The sequence below is a fragment of the Streptomyces bohaiensis genome (assembly GCF_012033785.1).
Classification (GTDB): domain Bacteria; phylum Actinomycetota; class Actinomycetes; order Streptomycetales; family Streptomycetaceae; genus Streptomyces; species Streptomyces bohaiensis.
Map to the genome: position 1 here is coordinate 1 of NZ_JAAVJC010000116.1, position 14,581 is coordinate 14,581.

Consider the following 14,581-nt stretch of genomic DNA (forward strand, 5'->3'; position numbering starts at 1 on the left):
GCCGCGGGCGGGCGGCCCTCCGCGGCGAGCAGCGCCTCGCGGTAGACCCGGGTCGCCGCGCGCAGCGCGGTCTCCGGGTCGGTCCCCGCGGCCTCCGCCTCCGCGGCGAGCCCGAGCAGCCGGTACCCGACGCCCTCCCCGGTGGGCAGCGGCACCGCGAGTCCGGCCTTCCGGGCGCGGCTGGTGAGCTGGGCCGCGAGCGCGAGCGACGGCTGGCCGAGCGGAACACCCTCGGTGACCGAGTGGCGGTGCTTCTCCGCCGCCTTGGCCCGCATCCACTGCTCCTTGACCGCCTCCTCGTCGGCGGCGGTGGCGTCCCCGAAGACGTGCGGGTGCCGGCCCACCAGCTTGGTCACGATCCCCGCCGCGACGTCGTCGACGGAGAACGGGGCCTCGGGGTGCTCCTCCGCGATGCGGGCGTGGAAGATCACCTGCAGCAGGACGTCGCCCAGTTCCTCGCGCATCCCGTCCCGGTCGCCGGTCTCGACCGCCTCGACCAGTTCGTGGATCTCCTCGATGCCGTAGTGCGCCAGCTCCGCGTGGCCGCGGCGGGAGGCCCAGGGGCAGGCGACCCGGATGCGGTCCATCACCTCGACCAGGTCCAGCAGCCGCGCCCCGGGCAGGTCGTAGGAGCCCGGCAGCAGTTCGAGCGAGGGCATCGCGCTCGCGCGGCCCGAGCCGGCGATCCGGGCCAGTCCGTCGGTCAGCCCGGGTTCCCCCGCCGCGCCGGTGAGCACCACCACCGTCCGGGGGCGCGCCTCCCCGCCTTTCGTGCCGGGCTGTTGCGGGGCGGTGAGCTCCTCGACCAGCTCGGCCGCGCCGGGGAGCGGGGCGCCGGGCTCCGCCACCCGGACCCCGGCCTCGGCCAGGTAGGGCAGCTGCGGGTGGTCGGCCTGCGCGCAGAGCACCCGGTCGGCGTTGCGCAGCACCTCCCACGCCGGCCACGACAGCAGACCGGGGGCGACGCGATGGGTGGTGGTCAGCAGCACGATCCGACCGGGACCGGGCGGCTGGTCCGGACCCCGGCCGGTGGCGGAGGACGGGGCGGGGGAGGGGACGGCGCGGGAGGAGGTGCTCACCCCTGCAGGGTATCGGCGCGCTCCGCCAACCAGGGGGTGTCACTGGTGGTGAAGCCACCGGCCTCGTAGTCCCACGCGCCGTAGCGCGGGTTGATGTCCACGCCGAGCCGTTCGGCGGTCTCGGCGACGGCGGGGCCGAGCTCCTGCTCGCCGATCCGCTCGACCAGCCCCTCGATCAGCAGCTGCTCGCGGAGTACGTCGTCGAGCTGGTCGAGGGTGAACGCGCCGCCCTCGTAGCTCAGCCCGAACTGCTCCAGCTGCTCGGTGTCGCCGAAGTTCTGGACCACGCGCTCGCGGGCCTCCTCGACCTGGCCGCGGGTGACGGTCACGCCGTTCTCCTCGGCGGTGCGCTCCAGCAGCTCGCGGCGGACCATCAGCTGCACGGTCTCCTGGGGGAGTGCGCCGGTGGCGGCGATCAGCTGGTCGGCGTTCTCGCTGTCGCGCTGAGCGGCGCGGACCTGCTCCACCTGCGACTGGACCTGCGAGACGCTGATGCGTTCGTCGCCGACGACGGCCGCGGCGCCCGGGTGCGAGTCGGTCGAGCAACCGGTGAGCAGCGGGGCGGCCACGAGCAGCGCGGCGGCCGAGACGGACAGTGCGGACGTGCGGCGCTTCACTGAGGATCTCCCGGCGGTGGGTCCGATGCGTGCGGTGATCTTACGGCCTGCACCCGTCGCCGCGGCAGGTGTCGAAACGGACCTTCTCGGTGACCTGTCGGAACGGGCCGGTCACACCCGGCTGCCCCCGGGCGGGCCGGCCCGGCCCGCCCGGGCGTGGCGCCCCGCCCGGGCGGACGGTGCGCTCTCCGCGCGTGTGTGAGGCCCCGCGTCGGATCGGCTCGCGGCGTCGGATGCGGTCAGCCGCACGGCGGAGGGGCGCCCTCGTACCGGGTGGTGTTCGGGCGTCTTTGACAACGCGGCAGGTGGCCGTAGCCGGCGTCGCGGGCCCGGCGCGGGGCCCCACACACGCTCTCAGCCCTGCTGCCAGCGGCGGACGGCGGGGGCGAGGCGGTTGCGGCCGAACCGGTAGAGGCGGCCGGCGCCGCGCCGCACGATGCGCTTGAGCGCGGGCGGGCGTGCGGCGGTGGGGGAGGCGGCGAGCGGGGTGCCGTCCAGGGCGAAGCCGCGGCGCCCGACGAGGGTCTCCAGGTAGTCCCCGCTGCGTTCGGGCGTGTAGAAGGGCCGCGGCGGCGCGAGCGGCCCGCCGTCCCGCAGCCGGGCCAGCCGCTCCCGGGCCGCCCGGTAGGGGTCGGTGCGGCCGATGCCGTGCTCGGCGGCCCACTCCGGGCGGACGGTCGGCACGTGGCCGGCGTCGAGGTCGGCGAAGCTCGTCAGCAGCCCCGAGTGGACGAAGAAGTGGTTGCCGTGGGCCTCACGGACGCCGAAGTCGCTGAGGACCGCGGTCGGGATGGACCGGTGCACCGACTCGACCGCGGCGGTGGAGCTGACGGTGACCAGCAGGTCGGTGCGGTCCAGCACCGATCCCATGTCGCCGTAGACCGGCCGCAGGTTGGGCGGGGCGTCGGGCAGGGACCGCAGCAGCTCCTGGTACGGGAAGCGTTCGGTGTGGGTCACGGCCTCCCCCGGCTGGTTGCGGAGCTTCAGCAGCACCTCGCGGTCCGGGTGGAGGCGGGCGTGCCGGGCGAGGTGCCGCACGAGGGAGAGCCGGGCGGCGCGGGTGCCCGGCACCGAGGGCTGCACCGCGAAGGTCACGGTGAACGGTCGGTCCCGTCCGGCGGCGCCGGGGTCGTGGGGGGCGCCGCCGAGGAAGGGCAGCGCCGTCTCGACCACGCTCGCGGTGTCGATGCCGAGGCTGGTGTAGACGTCGCGGAACCGGGCCGCGTCGTGGGCGCTGTTGGCGAGGACGAGGTCGGAGCCGCACCGCAGCAGCAGTCCGTCGACCATGTTCTCGTAGATGACGCCGACGTAGCCGGTCACCAGCGCGGGGCGCGAGGGGTGGTCGCGCCATGCCCGGCCGAGGGTGTGGATCATCGTCAACATGGTGCCGCCGGTGGTGCCGAGGACGACCACGTCCGCGGCGGAGACCGCCGGGTCGGTGGGGACGTCGGTGTAGTCCAGCGTGGCGGTGGTGTCCGGGACGATGCCGACCTCGTCGATCTGCCGCTGCGAGGGGGCGGTGCCCGACCGCAGGAAGCGGGCGTCGATCGCGTGGTCCGGCGCGATGCGCCGCGCGACCAGGGCGGCCCACTTCCAGCGGCTGTCGGAGTCGGCGAGGACGACGGCGCGGGGCGCGGCGCTTCCCATGGTGGTGTTCCCTTCGGGCGCCGTCCGCGGTGGCCTCGGGGCCGCCGGGCGCGGCGCGCGTGTGTGGCGGTGCCGCGCGGGCCCGGACGGGGGCGCCGTCGCACCGGCCCGGTGCGGGCCGGTGACCGTGGCGGTCGGGGGCGCGGCGGGGTGTCGGATCGGTGGTGCGGCCGGGTGCTCGCCCCCACGGGGACAGTGATACCGGGAGGGGACGACGCGGACCTTGCCGTGCGGTGAACCGGCGGTGGCCCGGCGGCCACGCGGTGGCCACAGCCGCTGGTGGCGGCGGCGCCGCGTCCGGGCTGCGCCGGGGCGGGCGGGGGTGCGCCGGTGCGCGTGGTGGCGGGGGCGTCCGGGTTCCGGCGGCCGCGTCGCGATCTTCTGCCTCCCGTCGTGGGTTTGTCGCGGCGCTGCTACAGGCCGCGTCCGGCGCTGGCGAGCGGCGGCGGGAGCTGCTGCGATGGGCACGTCGGTTCGAACGGGGGCCGGCGCACCGGAACACAGGGGGAAAGACCATGGCTCAGCTGCGCACTCTGCGGGGACGGCGTCTGCGGATGGTCGCCGGCGTCGCCGCGGCGGCACTGGCGGTCGGCGGACTGACGGCGTGTGACGAGTCGGAGCTGCCGCTGGACCGTGGCCAGGAGAGCGGCGAGACGGCCGACCCCGCGGACGCCGACGCAGACGGTGGGGACGCCGCGGACGCCGACGCGGATGCCGAGGACGCTGACACGGATGCCGAGGACGCCGACGGCGCGCCCGCCGAGAACGACGGCGGCGACCGCGAGCAGGGCGACTTCCTCAAGGCGGGGCAGACCTTCGTCACTGCCGAGGGGCTGGAGATCACGGTCGAGGCCACCGAGACCTTCACCCCCGCCGACTACGTCGACCACGAGGAGACCCCGGTCAAGTTCGGCGTCTCCGTCACCAACGGCGCCGACGAGGACCAGGAAGTCGCCCTCCTCTACACCGTGCGCGCCGGGGAGCGCGGTGAGGAGGCGGACCGCATCTTCGACTCCGCCTCGCTGAAGTCCGACCCGCGCGGCACGCTCAAGCCGGGCCGGACCGCCGGGGGCGAGGCCGGCTTCGACGTGCCGGGCGACGCGGAGTTCATCGACGTCACCGTGCAGCTCGTCGGCAGCCAGGACAAGGCCCACTGGAGCCTGGACCTCTGACGCCCCCCGGTGGCGCCCGTGGCGGGTGACGCCGGGCGGCCGCAGACCGGTTCCGGGTGACCCACGGGGTGGCCCGGTACCAGGGGAGGACGGAGCCTCGTCCTCCCGGACGAGCGGGTCTCGTCCCCGTGAAGGAGGGGGCGGGCCACCCGCCCGCCGCGGCACCGCCCCTCGGGCGGCGCCGCGAGGCCCGGCCCCGAACCGTGGGGCCGGGGCCGACAGCGCGGTCCGCGCCTGACAGGGGTAGGCGCGGGCCGCGCGCCGGCGCGCACGCCCACGGCCCGCGGGGTGTGCGGGCACCCCGGGGAGCGGGCTCCGGGGTCCTCCCCGAGGCGGGGATCCCCTAAGGGAAACCTGCGACTTTCCACCGAGGGTCGGTTCCTCCCCGGGGGCGAGGAACCCCGTCCGATCCGTGCCTAGGCTCATGGCAATAAGAATGAGATAAGGCATAGGAGATCATCGTGACCACGCCCGCAGTGGACGAGACGACCGGCGCCGGGGGCCCGTCCGGCGCCGCCGCGCGTGCCGACGGAGTCACCAAGGCCTACGGGGCCGGCGACACGCAGGTCCTCGCGCTCGACCAGGTCAGCGTCAGCATCGAACGGGGGGCGTTCACCGCGATCATGGGCCCCTCGGGCTCCGGCAAGTCCACCCTGATGCACTGCCTCGCCGGGTTGGACTCGGTCACCAGCGGCAAGGTCTGGGTGGGCGACACCGAGATCACGGGGCTGAAGGAGAAGAACCTCACCAAGCTCCGCCGCGACAGCATCGGCTTCATCTTCCAGGCGTTCAACCTGCTGCCGACCCTGACGGCGGCCGAGAACATCACCCTCCCCATGGACATCGCCGGCACCAAGCCGGACCAGGAGTGGCTGGACACCGTCGTCAACACCGTCGGTCTCTCCGGGCGGCTCAGCCACCGCCCCAACCAGCTCTCCGGCGGCCAGCAGCAGCGCGTCGCCGTCGCCCGCGCGCTGGCCTCCCGCCCGGCGATCATCTTCGGGGACGAGCCGACCGGCAACCTGGACTCGCGCGCCGGCGCCGAGGTCCTGCAGTTCCTGCGCAAGTCCGTCGACGACCTGGGCCAGACCATCGTCATGGTCACCCACGACCCGGTCGCCGCCGCCTACGCGGACCGCATCGTCTTCCTCGCCGACGGCCGCATCGTCGACGAGATGATCGACCCGACCGCCGACAAGGTGCTGGACCGCATGCGGGGCTTCGACGCCCAGGGGCGTACGTCATGAGTGTGGTCAAGACATCCCTGCGCAACTTCCTCGCGCACAAGGGCCGGATGATTCTCTCCGGTGCGGCGGTGGCCCTCTCCGTCGCCTTCGTCTGCGGCACCCTCGTCTTCACCGCGACGATGCAGACCACGTTCGACAAGCTCTTCGCCGAGTCGGCGTCCGACGTGATGATCCAGCCGGGCGAGGACGGCAGCGCGATGGACGAGTCCCCCTCGACGGGGCGTTTCGACGCGATGCCCCCGGAGGTCATCGGTGAGATCGAGGCCGTCGACGGCGTCGAGACCGCCGTCGGCATCGTCCAGTCCACCTCGATCGTCGCCGTGGGGCCGGACAACGAGTCCGTCGGCCCCACCGGCGGCGCGCCGACCATGGGCGTCAACTGGACCCATGTCGAGCTCCGCACCATGGAGGAGCCCGAGGGCGCGCTGCCCGAGGGCCCCGACGAGATCATGATCGACGGGGACACCGCCGACTCCTCCGGCCTCGGCATCGGCGACACCATCCGCATCATGGGTGTCAACGGCACCACCGAGCACACCGTCACCGGGGTCGTGGAGTTCGCCACCACCAACCCGGGCGCGGCCGTCGTCTACTTCGACACCGAGACGGCGCAGCAGGTGCTGCTGGGCGGCGAGGGCTTCACCGGCGTCTACGTCGACGGCGACGGCAGCGTCTCCGACGAGGTCCTCCGCGACCGCGTCGCCGACGCCATCGACACCTCCGGCGTGCGGGTGCTCACCAACGCGGAGTACACCCAGGAGAACCAGGACGCCCTCGGCGCCTTCTTCAACGTCATCCAGTACGTGCTGCTGGGCTTCGCCCTCATCGCGCTGCTGGTGGGCATCTTCCTCATCGTCAACACCTTCACCATGCTGGTCGCCCAGCGCACCCGGGAGATCGGGCTCTTCCGCGCGATCGGCGCCAGCCGCCGGCAGGTCAACCGCTCGGTCCTGCTGGAGGCGCTGATCCTCGGCGTCGTGGGCTCGGTGCTGGGCTTCGTGCTCGGTGTCGGCCTCGCGGTCGGCCTGATGGCGGTCATGGGTGCCTTCGGGCTCAACCTCTCGACCGACGACCTGACGATCTCGACCGCCGTGCCGATCACCGGCATCGTGCTGGGCATCACCGTGACCCTGGTCGCGGCGTACTTCCCGGCCCGCCGGGCGGGCAAGATCACGCCGATGGCGGCGCTGCAGGACGCCGGTCTCCCCGGCGACAAGCGTGCCGGACGCATCCGCGCCACCATCGGAGCCGTGCTCACCGTCGCCGGTGCGCTGATGCTGTTCCTCACCACCACGGCGGAGCGGACGGTGGCCGCCGGCGGCTATCTGGGGCTCGGCATCCTGCTGACCCTCGTCGGCATGGTGGTCTTCGCCCCCGCGCTGGTCGGCGGCATCGTGAAGGCGCTCGCCGTCGTCCTGCTCCGGATCTTCGGCCCCATCGGCCGACTCGCCGAGCGCAACGCCCTGCGCAACCCCAACCGCACCGGCGGAACCGCCTCGGCGCTGATGATCGGCCTCGCGCTGGTCACCTCGCTCGCGGTGGTCGGCTCCTCCATGATCGCCTCCGCCACGGAGGAGATCGACCGCTCCATCGGCGCGGACTTCATCGTCCAGACCAGCAACTTCCAGCCCGTGCTGCCCGATGCCGCCGAGGCGGTCCGCAACGCCGACCACCTCGCCGCCGTCTCGGAGATGCGGGGCGTGTCGGCGGAGGTCACCGCCGACGGCGACTCCTTCGAGCAGAGCTTCTCGGCGGTGGACGACAGCTTCCCCGACATGATCAGGGTCGAGATGGCCGAGGGGAGCTTCGCCGACGCACTCGCGCCCGGCGCGGTCGCCATCGGTTCGGCACGCGCCGACACGGAGAATCTCGCCGTCGGCGACGAGATCACCGTCACCTTCGAGGGCGGCGAGGAGACCACCCTCACCATCGGCGGCATCACCGCCCCGGGCAGCAACCCGGAGGCCATGCCCGCGTACGTGTCGATGGAGACCGTCCGTGACTCCGTCCCCGAGTCCGAGCTGCCGCTGGCGTGGATGCTGATGGCCATCGCGGACGAGGGGCAGGTCGACGCGGCGCGGGAGTCGCTCGACAGCGCCCTGGAGCCCATGCCGCAGATGGAGGTCCGGGACCAGGCCGAGTACAAGGAGATGATCGAGCAGCAGATCGGTCAGCTGCTGAACATGGTCTACGGCCTGCTCGCTCTGGCGATCATCGTGGCGATCCTCGGTGTCGTGAACACCCTGGCGCTGTCGGTGGTCGAGCGGACCCGGGAGATCGGGCTGATGCGCGCCATCGGCCTCTCCCGTCGCCAGCTGCGCCGCATGATCCGCCTGGAGGCCGTCGTCATCGCCCTCTTCGGCGCCCTCCTGGGTGTCGCGATGGGCCTGGCGTGGGGCGCGGGTGCCCAGCAGATCCTCGCGCTGGAGGGCATGGAGGTCCTGGCACTGCCCTGGTTCACGATCGCGGTCGTGTTCGTCGGTGCGGCGCTGGTCGGCCTGCTGGCCGCGCTCGTCCCCGCCTTCCGGGCCGGGCGGATGAACATCCTCGACGCCGTCTCCACCGAGTAGGCGACGCCTCGGCGCGGCACACCGCGGGGCCTGCCCCTCCCGTCCGGGAGGGGCAGCCCCCGCCGCCGTTGTCCGACCGCTCGACGCCGGCGCTCAGACCGGCGGCAGACCGCCGCGCAGCCGCTCCATCTCGCGCCGGTCCCGCTTGGTCGGTCGGCCGGTGCCCCGGTCGCGGCGCCCGGCGGGGGCGACCGCCTCGCGCGGCGGGGGCGGCGGGCTGTTGTCGACGTAGCACTCGGCCGCCACCGGCGCCCCCACCCGCTTGCGGATGATCCGGCGCACCACGGCCACCCGCTGCCGCCCCTCGTGGAACAGCCGCACCTCGTCGCCCACCTTCACGGGGTGGGCCGGCTTCACCCGCTGGCCGTTCACCCGCACGTGGCCGCCCTTGCAGGCCGCCGCCGCCATGGAACGGGTCTTGGTCAGCCGCACCGCCCAGATCCAGGCGTCGGTGCGCACGGTTCCCTCTTCGCCTGACATGCCACGACCCTACGTCCGCGGCCTCCGGCGCGGGACCCTCCGGGGCGCCCGCGCGGCCGGGGCGCGCCCGTGTCCCCGGCCGCTCCGACGTGCGGCGCGGCGGCGCCGGGCGCCCGGTCGCCCACCACCGCCGACCGGGCGGAGCGACGGTGACAGCCCGTACCCTGGAAAGCCGGACGACCCGGGCGTACACCGCGTCCGGGCCCGGCAGCGTGCCTCACCCCGGGATGGAACTTCGCTCATGAGCCTGACTGGCCTCCTCGACGCCGTCGTCGCCGACCCCGCGCTCGCCGAGGCGGTCGCCGCGGCCCGCACCGGCCACCGCCGCCACGTCGACCTGGTCGGCCCGCCGGCCGCCCGCCCGTTCGCCGTCGCCGCCCTCGCGCGCGAGAGCCGGCGCACCGTGCTGGCCGTCACCGCCACCGGTCGGGAGGCCGAGGACCTCGCCGCTGCGCTCCGCTCGCTGCTGCCGCCGGACGACGTCGTGGAGTTCCCCGCCTGGGAGACGCTGCCGCACGAGCGGCTCTCGCCGCGCTCCGACACGGTCGGCCGCCGGCTGGCCGTGCTGCGGCGGCTGGCGCACCCCCGGGACGACGAGCCGGCCGCCGGGCCGGTGCAGGTGGTGGTGGCTCCCATCCGCGCCGTGCTCCAGCCGCAGGTCAAGGGGTTGGGAGACCTGGAGCCGGTCGCGCTGCGCGGCGGGCAGAGCGCCGACCTCTCCGCCGTCACCGAGGCCCTGGCCGCCGCCGCCTACACGCGGGTCGAACTGGTCGAGAAGCGCGGCGAGTTCGCGGTCCGCGGCGGCATCCTCGATGTCTTCCCGCCCACCGAGGAGCACCCGCTGCGCGTGGAGTTCTGGGGCGACGAGGTCGAGGAGGTCCGCTACTTCAAGGTCGCCGACCAGCGTTCCCTGGAGGTCGCGGAGCACGGCGTCTGGGCGCCCCCGTGCCGGGAGCTCCTCCTCACCCCCCAGGTGCGCGAGCGCGCCGCCGAGCTGGCGCGGGAGCACCCGGAGCTGGCCGAGCTGCTCACCAAGATCGCCGAGGGCATCGCCGTCGAGGGCATGGAGTCCCTCGCGCCCGTGCTGGTCGACGACATGGAGCAGCTGCTCGACGTGGTGCCCGAGCGCACCCTCGCCGTGGTGTGCGACCCGGAACGGGTCCGTACCCGCGCCACCGACCTCGTCGCCACCAGCCAGGAGTTCCTCCAGGCGTCGTGGGCCGCCGTCGCGATGAACGACGACGCCGAGGCGCCGATCGACCTCGGCGCCGCGTCGCTGCGCTCGCTGGCCGAGGTGCGGGAGCGCGCCGCGCAGCTCGACATCGGCTGGTGGACGGTCAGCCCGTTCGGCGCCGACAGCGAGGCCGGGGGAGCCGACGACACCGACGACACCCTGCGGCTGGGGCTGCGCGCACCCGAGAGCTACCGGGGTGACACCGCCCGCGCGCTGGCCGACACCAAGGGCTGGATCGCCGACGGCTGGCGCGTCGTCTACCTCTCCGAGGGGCAGGGCCCGGCGGCCCGCATGACCGAGGTGCTCGGTGACTCCGGGGTGCCCGCGCGCCGCGAACCGGCGGTCACCGCGGAGCCGGTGCCCGCCGTGGTGCAGGTCGCCTGCGGCGTCCTCGACACCGGGCTGATCGCGCCCGGCATCCGACTCGCGGTGCTGACCGAGACCGACCTCACCGGGCAGAAGACCGCCGCCCGCAGCGGCGCGCGGATGCCGGCCCGGCGCCGCAAGACCCTGGACCCGCTGACGCTGGAACCCGGCGACTACATCGTCCACGAGCAGCACGGCGTCGGCCGCTACGTCGAGATGGTGCAGCGCACCGTGCAGGGCGCCACCCGCGAGTACCTGCTGGTCGAGTACGCCCCGGCCAAGCGCGGCCAGCCCGGCGACCGGCTCTTCGTGCCGACCGACCAGCTGGAGCAGGTCACCAAGTACGTCGGCGGCGAGGCGCCCTCGCTGCACCGGCTCGGCGGCGCCGACTGGACCAAGACCAAGGCGCGCGCCAAGAAGGCGGTCAAGGAGATCGCCGCCGACCTCATCAAGCTGTACTCGGCGCGGATGGCGGCCCCCGGCCACGCCTTCGGGGCGGACACCCCCTGGCAGCGGGAGCTGGAGGACGCCTTCGCCTACGTGGAGACCCCCGACCAGCTGACCACCGTCGCCGAGGTCAAGACGGACATGGAGAAGCCGATCCCCATGGACCGGCTGATCTGCGGCGACGTCGGCTACGGCAAGACCGAGATCGCGGTGCGCGCCGCGTTCAAGGCGGTCCAGGACGGCAAGCAGGTCGCGGTGCTGGTCCCGACGACGCTGCTGGTGCAGCAGCACTTCGGCACCTTCTCCGAGCGGTACGCCCAGTTCCCGGTGCGGGTCCGCTCGCTCTCCCGGTTCCAGTCGGAGACCGAGTCCAAGGCGGTGATGGAGGGGCTGCGGGACGGCTCGGTGGACGTGGTCATCGGCACGCACCGGCTGTTCTCCTCGGAGACCAAGTTCAAGGAGCTGGGCCTGGTCATCGTCGACGAGGAGCAGCGGTTCGGCGTCGAGCACAAGGAGCAGCTGAAGAAGCTGCGCGCCAACGTCGACGTCCTGACGATGTCGGCGACGCCGATCCCGCGGACCCTGGAGATGGCGGTCACCGGCATCCGGGAGATGTCGACCATCACCACCCCGCCGGAGGAGCGCCACCCGGTGCTCACCTTCGTGGGGCCCTACGAGGAGCGGCAAATCGGGGCGGCGCTGCGGCGGGAGCTGCTGCGGGAGGGCCAGGTCTTCTACATCCACAACCGGGTGGAGTCGATCGACCGCGCCGCCGCGCGGCTGCGGCAGATCGTGCCGGAGGCGCGGATCGCGACCGCCCACGGCCAGATGTCGGAGACCGCGCTGGAGCGGGTGGTGGTGGACTTCTGGGAGAAGAAGTTCGACGTGCTGGTCTCCACCACGATCGTGGAGTCGGGTATCGACATCTCCAACGCCAACACCCTGATCGTGGAGCGCGGCGACACCTTCGGCCTGTCGCAGCTGCACCAGCTGCGGGGCCGGGTGGGCCGCGGCCGGGACCGCGGCTACGCCTACTTCCTCTACCCGCCGGAGAAGCCGCTGACGGAGACGGCGCACGAGCGGCTGGCGACGATCGCGCAGCACACGGAGATGGGCGCGGGCATGTACGTGGCGATGAAGGACCTGGAGATCCGCGGCGCCGGCAACCTGCTGGGCGGCGAGCAGTCCGGGCACATCGCCGGCGTCGGCTTCGACCTGTACGTGCGCATGGTCGGCGAGGCCGTCGCCGACTACCGGGCGTCGGTGGAGTCGGGTGGTGAGCCGGAGGAGACGCTGCTGGACGTCAAGATCGAGCTGCCGGTGGACGCGCACGTCCCGCACGACTACGCGCCGGGGGAGCGGCTGCGGCTCCAGGCGTACCGCTCGATCGCGGCGGCCTCCTCCGAGGACGACGTCCGCGCGGTGCGGGAGGAGCTGACCGACCGCTACGGCCCGCTGCCGGAGCCGGTGGAGAACCTGCTGCTGGTCGCCGGACTGCGGATGCTGGCCCGCTCGTGCGGCGTCGGTGACATCACCCTCCAGGGCAACAAGATCCGGTTCTCGCCGGTGGAGCTGCGGGAGTCGCAGGAGATGCGGCTGAAGCGGCTGTACCCCGGGGCGGTGATCAAGGAGGCCAGCTCGCAGGTGCTGGTGCCGCGGCCGATGACGGCGCGGGTCGGCGGCAAGCCCGTCACCGGGCGGGAGCTGCTCGCCTGGACCGGCGAGTTCCTCACGACGGTCGTCGACAGCTGACGCGGTGGCCGGGCGGGGCGGCGTGCTGCCCCACCCGGCCGTGGGCCGCGGTCGCCCCCACGCGACCCGGCCCGACCCACCCCGGCGTCGGCCGACCGCCCCGGAGCCCCCTCCGCCCCGGGCCGGCAGGCGCCGGAACCCGACGCGGCGTCGCGCCCGGAACCCGACGCGGCGTCGCGGCTCAGAACTCGTGGGTCCAGAAGGCCGACTCGGAGTCCCAGTCGCTCAGCTCCATGAACTCGACGGTGAGCGAGTCCGCGTCGTCGGGGACGTCGAACGCGATCTTGTTGGTGCTCTTCTTGCCGGGCAGCACGCTGCCCATCGAGCCGTTCCCGAGCTGCTCGAACGAGAAGACCTGGGGGGCTTCGACGCCGTCGTCGCCGGCACGGGCCTGGAAGACGGTCATGTCGCCGTCGTAGTGCTCGTCGCCGGTGTTCTCCAGGACGACGGTGAAGGTGTACGCGGTGTACCCCTCGCCGCCGAACTCGTCCCACTCCTCCTGCGGCTCCAGGACCTCCGGGTCACTGAGGGTGACCTTCAGCCCGATGTTCTCGTAGACGGCGGTCTCGCCGATGGCGAAGGTCCCGCCGGAGTCGTCGCCGGAGTCGGCCTGGTCGGCGTCGGCGTCGTCCGTCTCCGCCGCCTCGTCGGACCCTTCCGCGTCATCGGCGTCATCCGCGTCGTCGGTGGCCGGGGACTCCGAGGCGCTGGTGTCGCGCTGCGGCGTGTCGCCCTCGTCGGTGCAGGCGGTGAGCCCGCCCATCAGCAGGGCGGTACCGGCGACCCCCGCCACCGCGAGCATCCGCTGCCGCGCGAAGCCGTACGGCGCGCGGCGACCTCTGGTGCTGCCTGCGGTGATCTTCCCCATGGTGCTTCCCCTCCCGGTGCGAACCGGCTCCCCTGAACCGGCCCGGTCATCAGATCACACGGCTGTGAATCCCGTCAACAGGCAAATCCATGGTCGGCAACGCTTGCCGTGTACCGGTACGTTCACGGACACTGGCAAGGACGTCGGTCGGCGTCGCGGACGGGAGCGGAACGTGAACACACCGGAGACCCGGGCTGTCCCGACGGAGCAACCCGAGATCACGGCTGCGGGGATCGCCCGGCTCGCCGGCGTCGGCCGCGCGGCCGTGAGCAACTGGCGCCGTCGCCACGCCGACTTCCCGCAGCCCGTCGGCGGCACCGCGACCAGCCCGGCCTTCGCGCTGCGCGAGGTGGAGGAGTGGCTGCGCCACCACGGCAAGACCGCCCGCGTTCCCCTGGAGGAGCGGGCGTGGCAGCTCCTGGTCGCCGAACCCGGTGAGCCCTCCGCCACGCTGGTCGCCGTCGGCGAGCTGCTGCTCGGGGGCGCCCCGGCCGGCGACAACCCCTCTCCCGCCTCCGACGACCTCGACGCGCTGCGGCCGGGCCGCCCGCTGCGCGAGGCGGTCGCCGCGCTCGCCGCCGAGCGCGGCACCGCCGACGCCTTCCGCGACCTGCTGCGACGCCACCTCACCGCGCTCACCGTCGTCACCACCCCGGCCGAGACGGCCGCCCTCATGGCGGAGATCGCCGGCCCCGCGCGCACCGTCCTCGACCCCGCCTGCGGCGCCGGCACCCTGCTCGCCGCCGCCCGCGGCCCCCGCGGCGGCGCTCCCCGCGAGCTCCGCGGCCAGGAGAAGGACCCGGACCTCGCCCGGCTCGCCGGGCTGCGGCTGGCGATGCACGGCGCCCACGCCGTCCGCGTCGACCCCGGCGACAGCCTCCTCGCCGACCGCCACGCCGACGCCCGCGTCGACGCCGTGCTCTGCCACCCGCCGGCCAACGAGCGCCACTGGGGCCACGACGACCTCGCCTACGACACCCGCTGGGAGTACGGACTCCCCGCCCGCGGCGAGTCCGAACTCGCCTGGCTGCAGCACGCCCTCGCCCGGCTGCGGCCCGGCGGCACCGCCGTCGTGCTGCTGCCGCCGGCGGTCGCCTCCCGC

Annotated in this window: 10 protein-coding genes; 5 read left to right on the top strand and 5 right to left on the bottom strand. The window is 74.0% G+C overall.

Translation table 11 applies throughout. The annotated features are described in order from the left end of the window. From HCN52_RS14155 to HCN52_RS14165, 3 genes are all read right to left on the bottom strand, one after another. A partial coding sequence (locus HCN52_RS14155; RefSeq protein WP_168088798.1) for a nucleoside triphosphate pyrophosphohydrolase occupies positions 1-1,079 on the bottom strand: 1,079 nt, incomplete at its 3' end. Then, positions 1,076-1,696 carry a SurA N-terminal domain-containing protein gene (locus tag HCN52_RS14160; RefSeq protein WP_168088799.1) on the bottom strand — a complete coding sequence of 207 codons (621 nt, stop codon included), beginning with the start codon at positions 1,694-1,696 and terminating at the stop codon, positions 1,076-1,078. The genes HCN52_RS14155 and HCN52_RS14160, both read right to left, overlap by 4 nt. A gap of 354 nt (positions 1,697-2,050) precedes the next feature. Next, a complete protein-coding gene (locus HCN52_RS14165) occupies positions 2,051-3,343 on the bottom strand; it encodes a DUF6716 putative glycosyltransferase (RefSeq protein ID WP_168088800.1) in 1,293 nt (430 codons plus the stop codon). A gap of 515 nt (positions 3,344-3,858) precedes the next feature. Between HCN52_RS14165 and HCN52_RS14170 the strand changes: the two genes are divergently transcribed. The 3 genes from HCN52_RS14170 to HCN52_RS14180 all read left to right on the top strand — a co-directional run bounded on the left by HCN52_RS14170 (position 3,859) and on the right by HCN52_RS14180 (position 8,332). Further along, positions 3,859-4,515, top strand: a complete 657-nt coding sequence (locus tag HCN52_RS14170; protein WP_168088801.1) for a DUF4352 domain-containing protein — start codon at positions 3,859-3,861, stop codon at positions 4,513-4,515. Positions 4,516-4,976: 461 nt separating this feature from the next. After that, positions 4,977-5,762 carry an ABC transporter ATP-binding protein gene (locus HCN52_RS14175; RefSeq protein ID WP_376767129.1) on the top strand — a complete coding sequence of 262 codons (786 nt, stop codon included), beginning with the start codon at positions 4,977-4,979 and terminating at the stop codon, positions 5,760-5,762. Further along, positions 5,759-8,332, top strand: a complete 2,574-nt coding sequence (locus HCN52_RS14180; RefSeq protein WP_168088802.1) for an ABC transporter permease — start codon at positions 5,759-5,761, stop codon at positions 8,330-8,332. Before HCN52_RS14175 ends, HCN52_RS14180 begins: the two co-directional genes overlap by 4 nt. 93 nt (positions 8,333-8,425) lie before the next feature. Here the strand turns inward: HCN52_RS14180 and HCN52_RS14185 are convergent, their stop codons facing one another. Then, positions 8,426-8,812 (bottom strand): Hsp15 family ribosome-associated heat shock protein, encoded by a 387-nt coding sequence (locus tag HCN52_RS14185; RefSeq protein ID WP_168088803.1) that lies wholly within the window; start codon positions 8,810-8,812, stop codon positions 8,426-8,428. 241 nt (positions 8,813-9,053) lie between these two features. Between HCN52_RS14185 and mfd the strand changes: the two genes are divergently transcribed. After that, on the top strand, positions 9,054-12,611 hold the full coding sequence (gene mfd / locus HCN52_RS14190; RefSeq protein WP_168088804.1) for a transcription-repair coupling factor: 3,558 nt from the start codon (positions 9,054-9,056) through the stop codon (positions 12,609-12,611). A gap of 181 nt (positions 12,612-12,792) precedes the next feature. Here mfd and HCN52_RS14195 read toward each other — a convergent pair whose 3' ends face one another. Beyond that, entirely contained in the window at positions 12,793-13,479 is a 687-nt protein-coding gene (locus tag HCN52_RS14195; RefSeq protein WP_168088805.1) for a DUF4352 domain-containing protein, read from the bottom strand. Positions 13,480-13,651: 172 nt separating this feature from the next. Between HCN52_RS14195 and HCN52_RS14200 the strand changes: the two genes are divergently transcribed. Next, the coding region (locus HCN52_RS14200) for an N-6 DNA methylase (protein WP_312876694.1) at positions 13,652-14,581 on the top strand (930 nt) is incomplete at its 3' end.

Bases quoted from the DNA above. Each gene is read 5' to 3' on its own strand.
- HCN52_RS14195 (WP_168088805.1), bottom strand. From the start codon at position 13,479: ATGGGGAAGATCACCGCAGGCAGCACCAGAGGTCGCCGCGCGCCGTAC.
- HCN52_RS14180 (WP_168088802.1), top strand. From the start codon at position 5,759: ATGAGTGTGGTCAAGACATCCCTGCGCAACTTCCTCGCGCACAAGGGC.
- HCN52_RS14170 (WP_168088801.1), top strand. From the start codon at position 3,859: ATGGCTCAGCTGCGCACTCTGCGGGGACGGCGTCTGCGGATGGTCGCC.
- HCN52_RS14165 (WP_168088800.1), bottom strand. From the start codon at position 3,343: ATGGGAAGCGCCGCGCCCCGCGCCGTCGTCCTCGCCGACTCCGACAGC.
- HCN52_RS14185 (WP_168088803.1), bottom strand. From the start codon at position 8,812: ATGTCAGGCGAAGAGGGAACCGTGCGCACCGACGCCTGGATCTGGGCG.
- mfd (WP_168088804.1), top strand. From the start codon at position 9,054: ATGAGCCTGACTGGCCTCCTCGACGCCGTCGTCGCCGACCCCGCGCTC.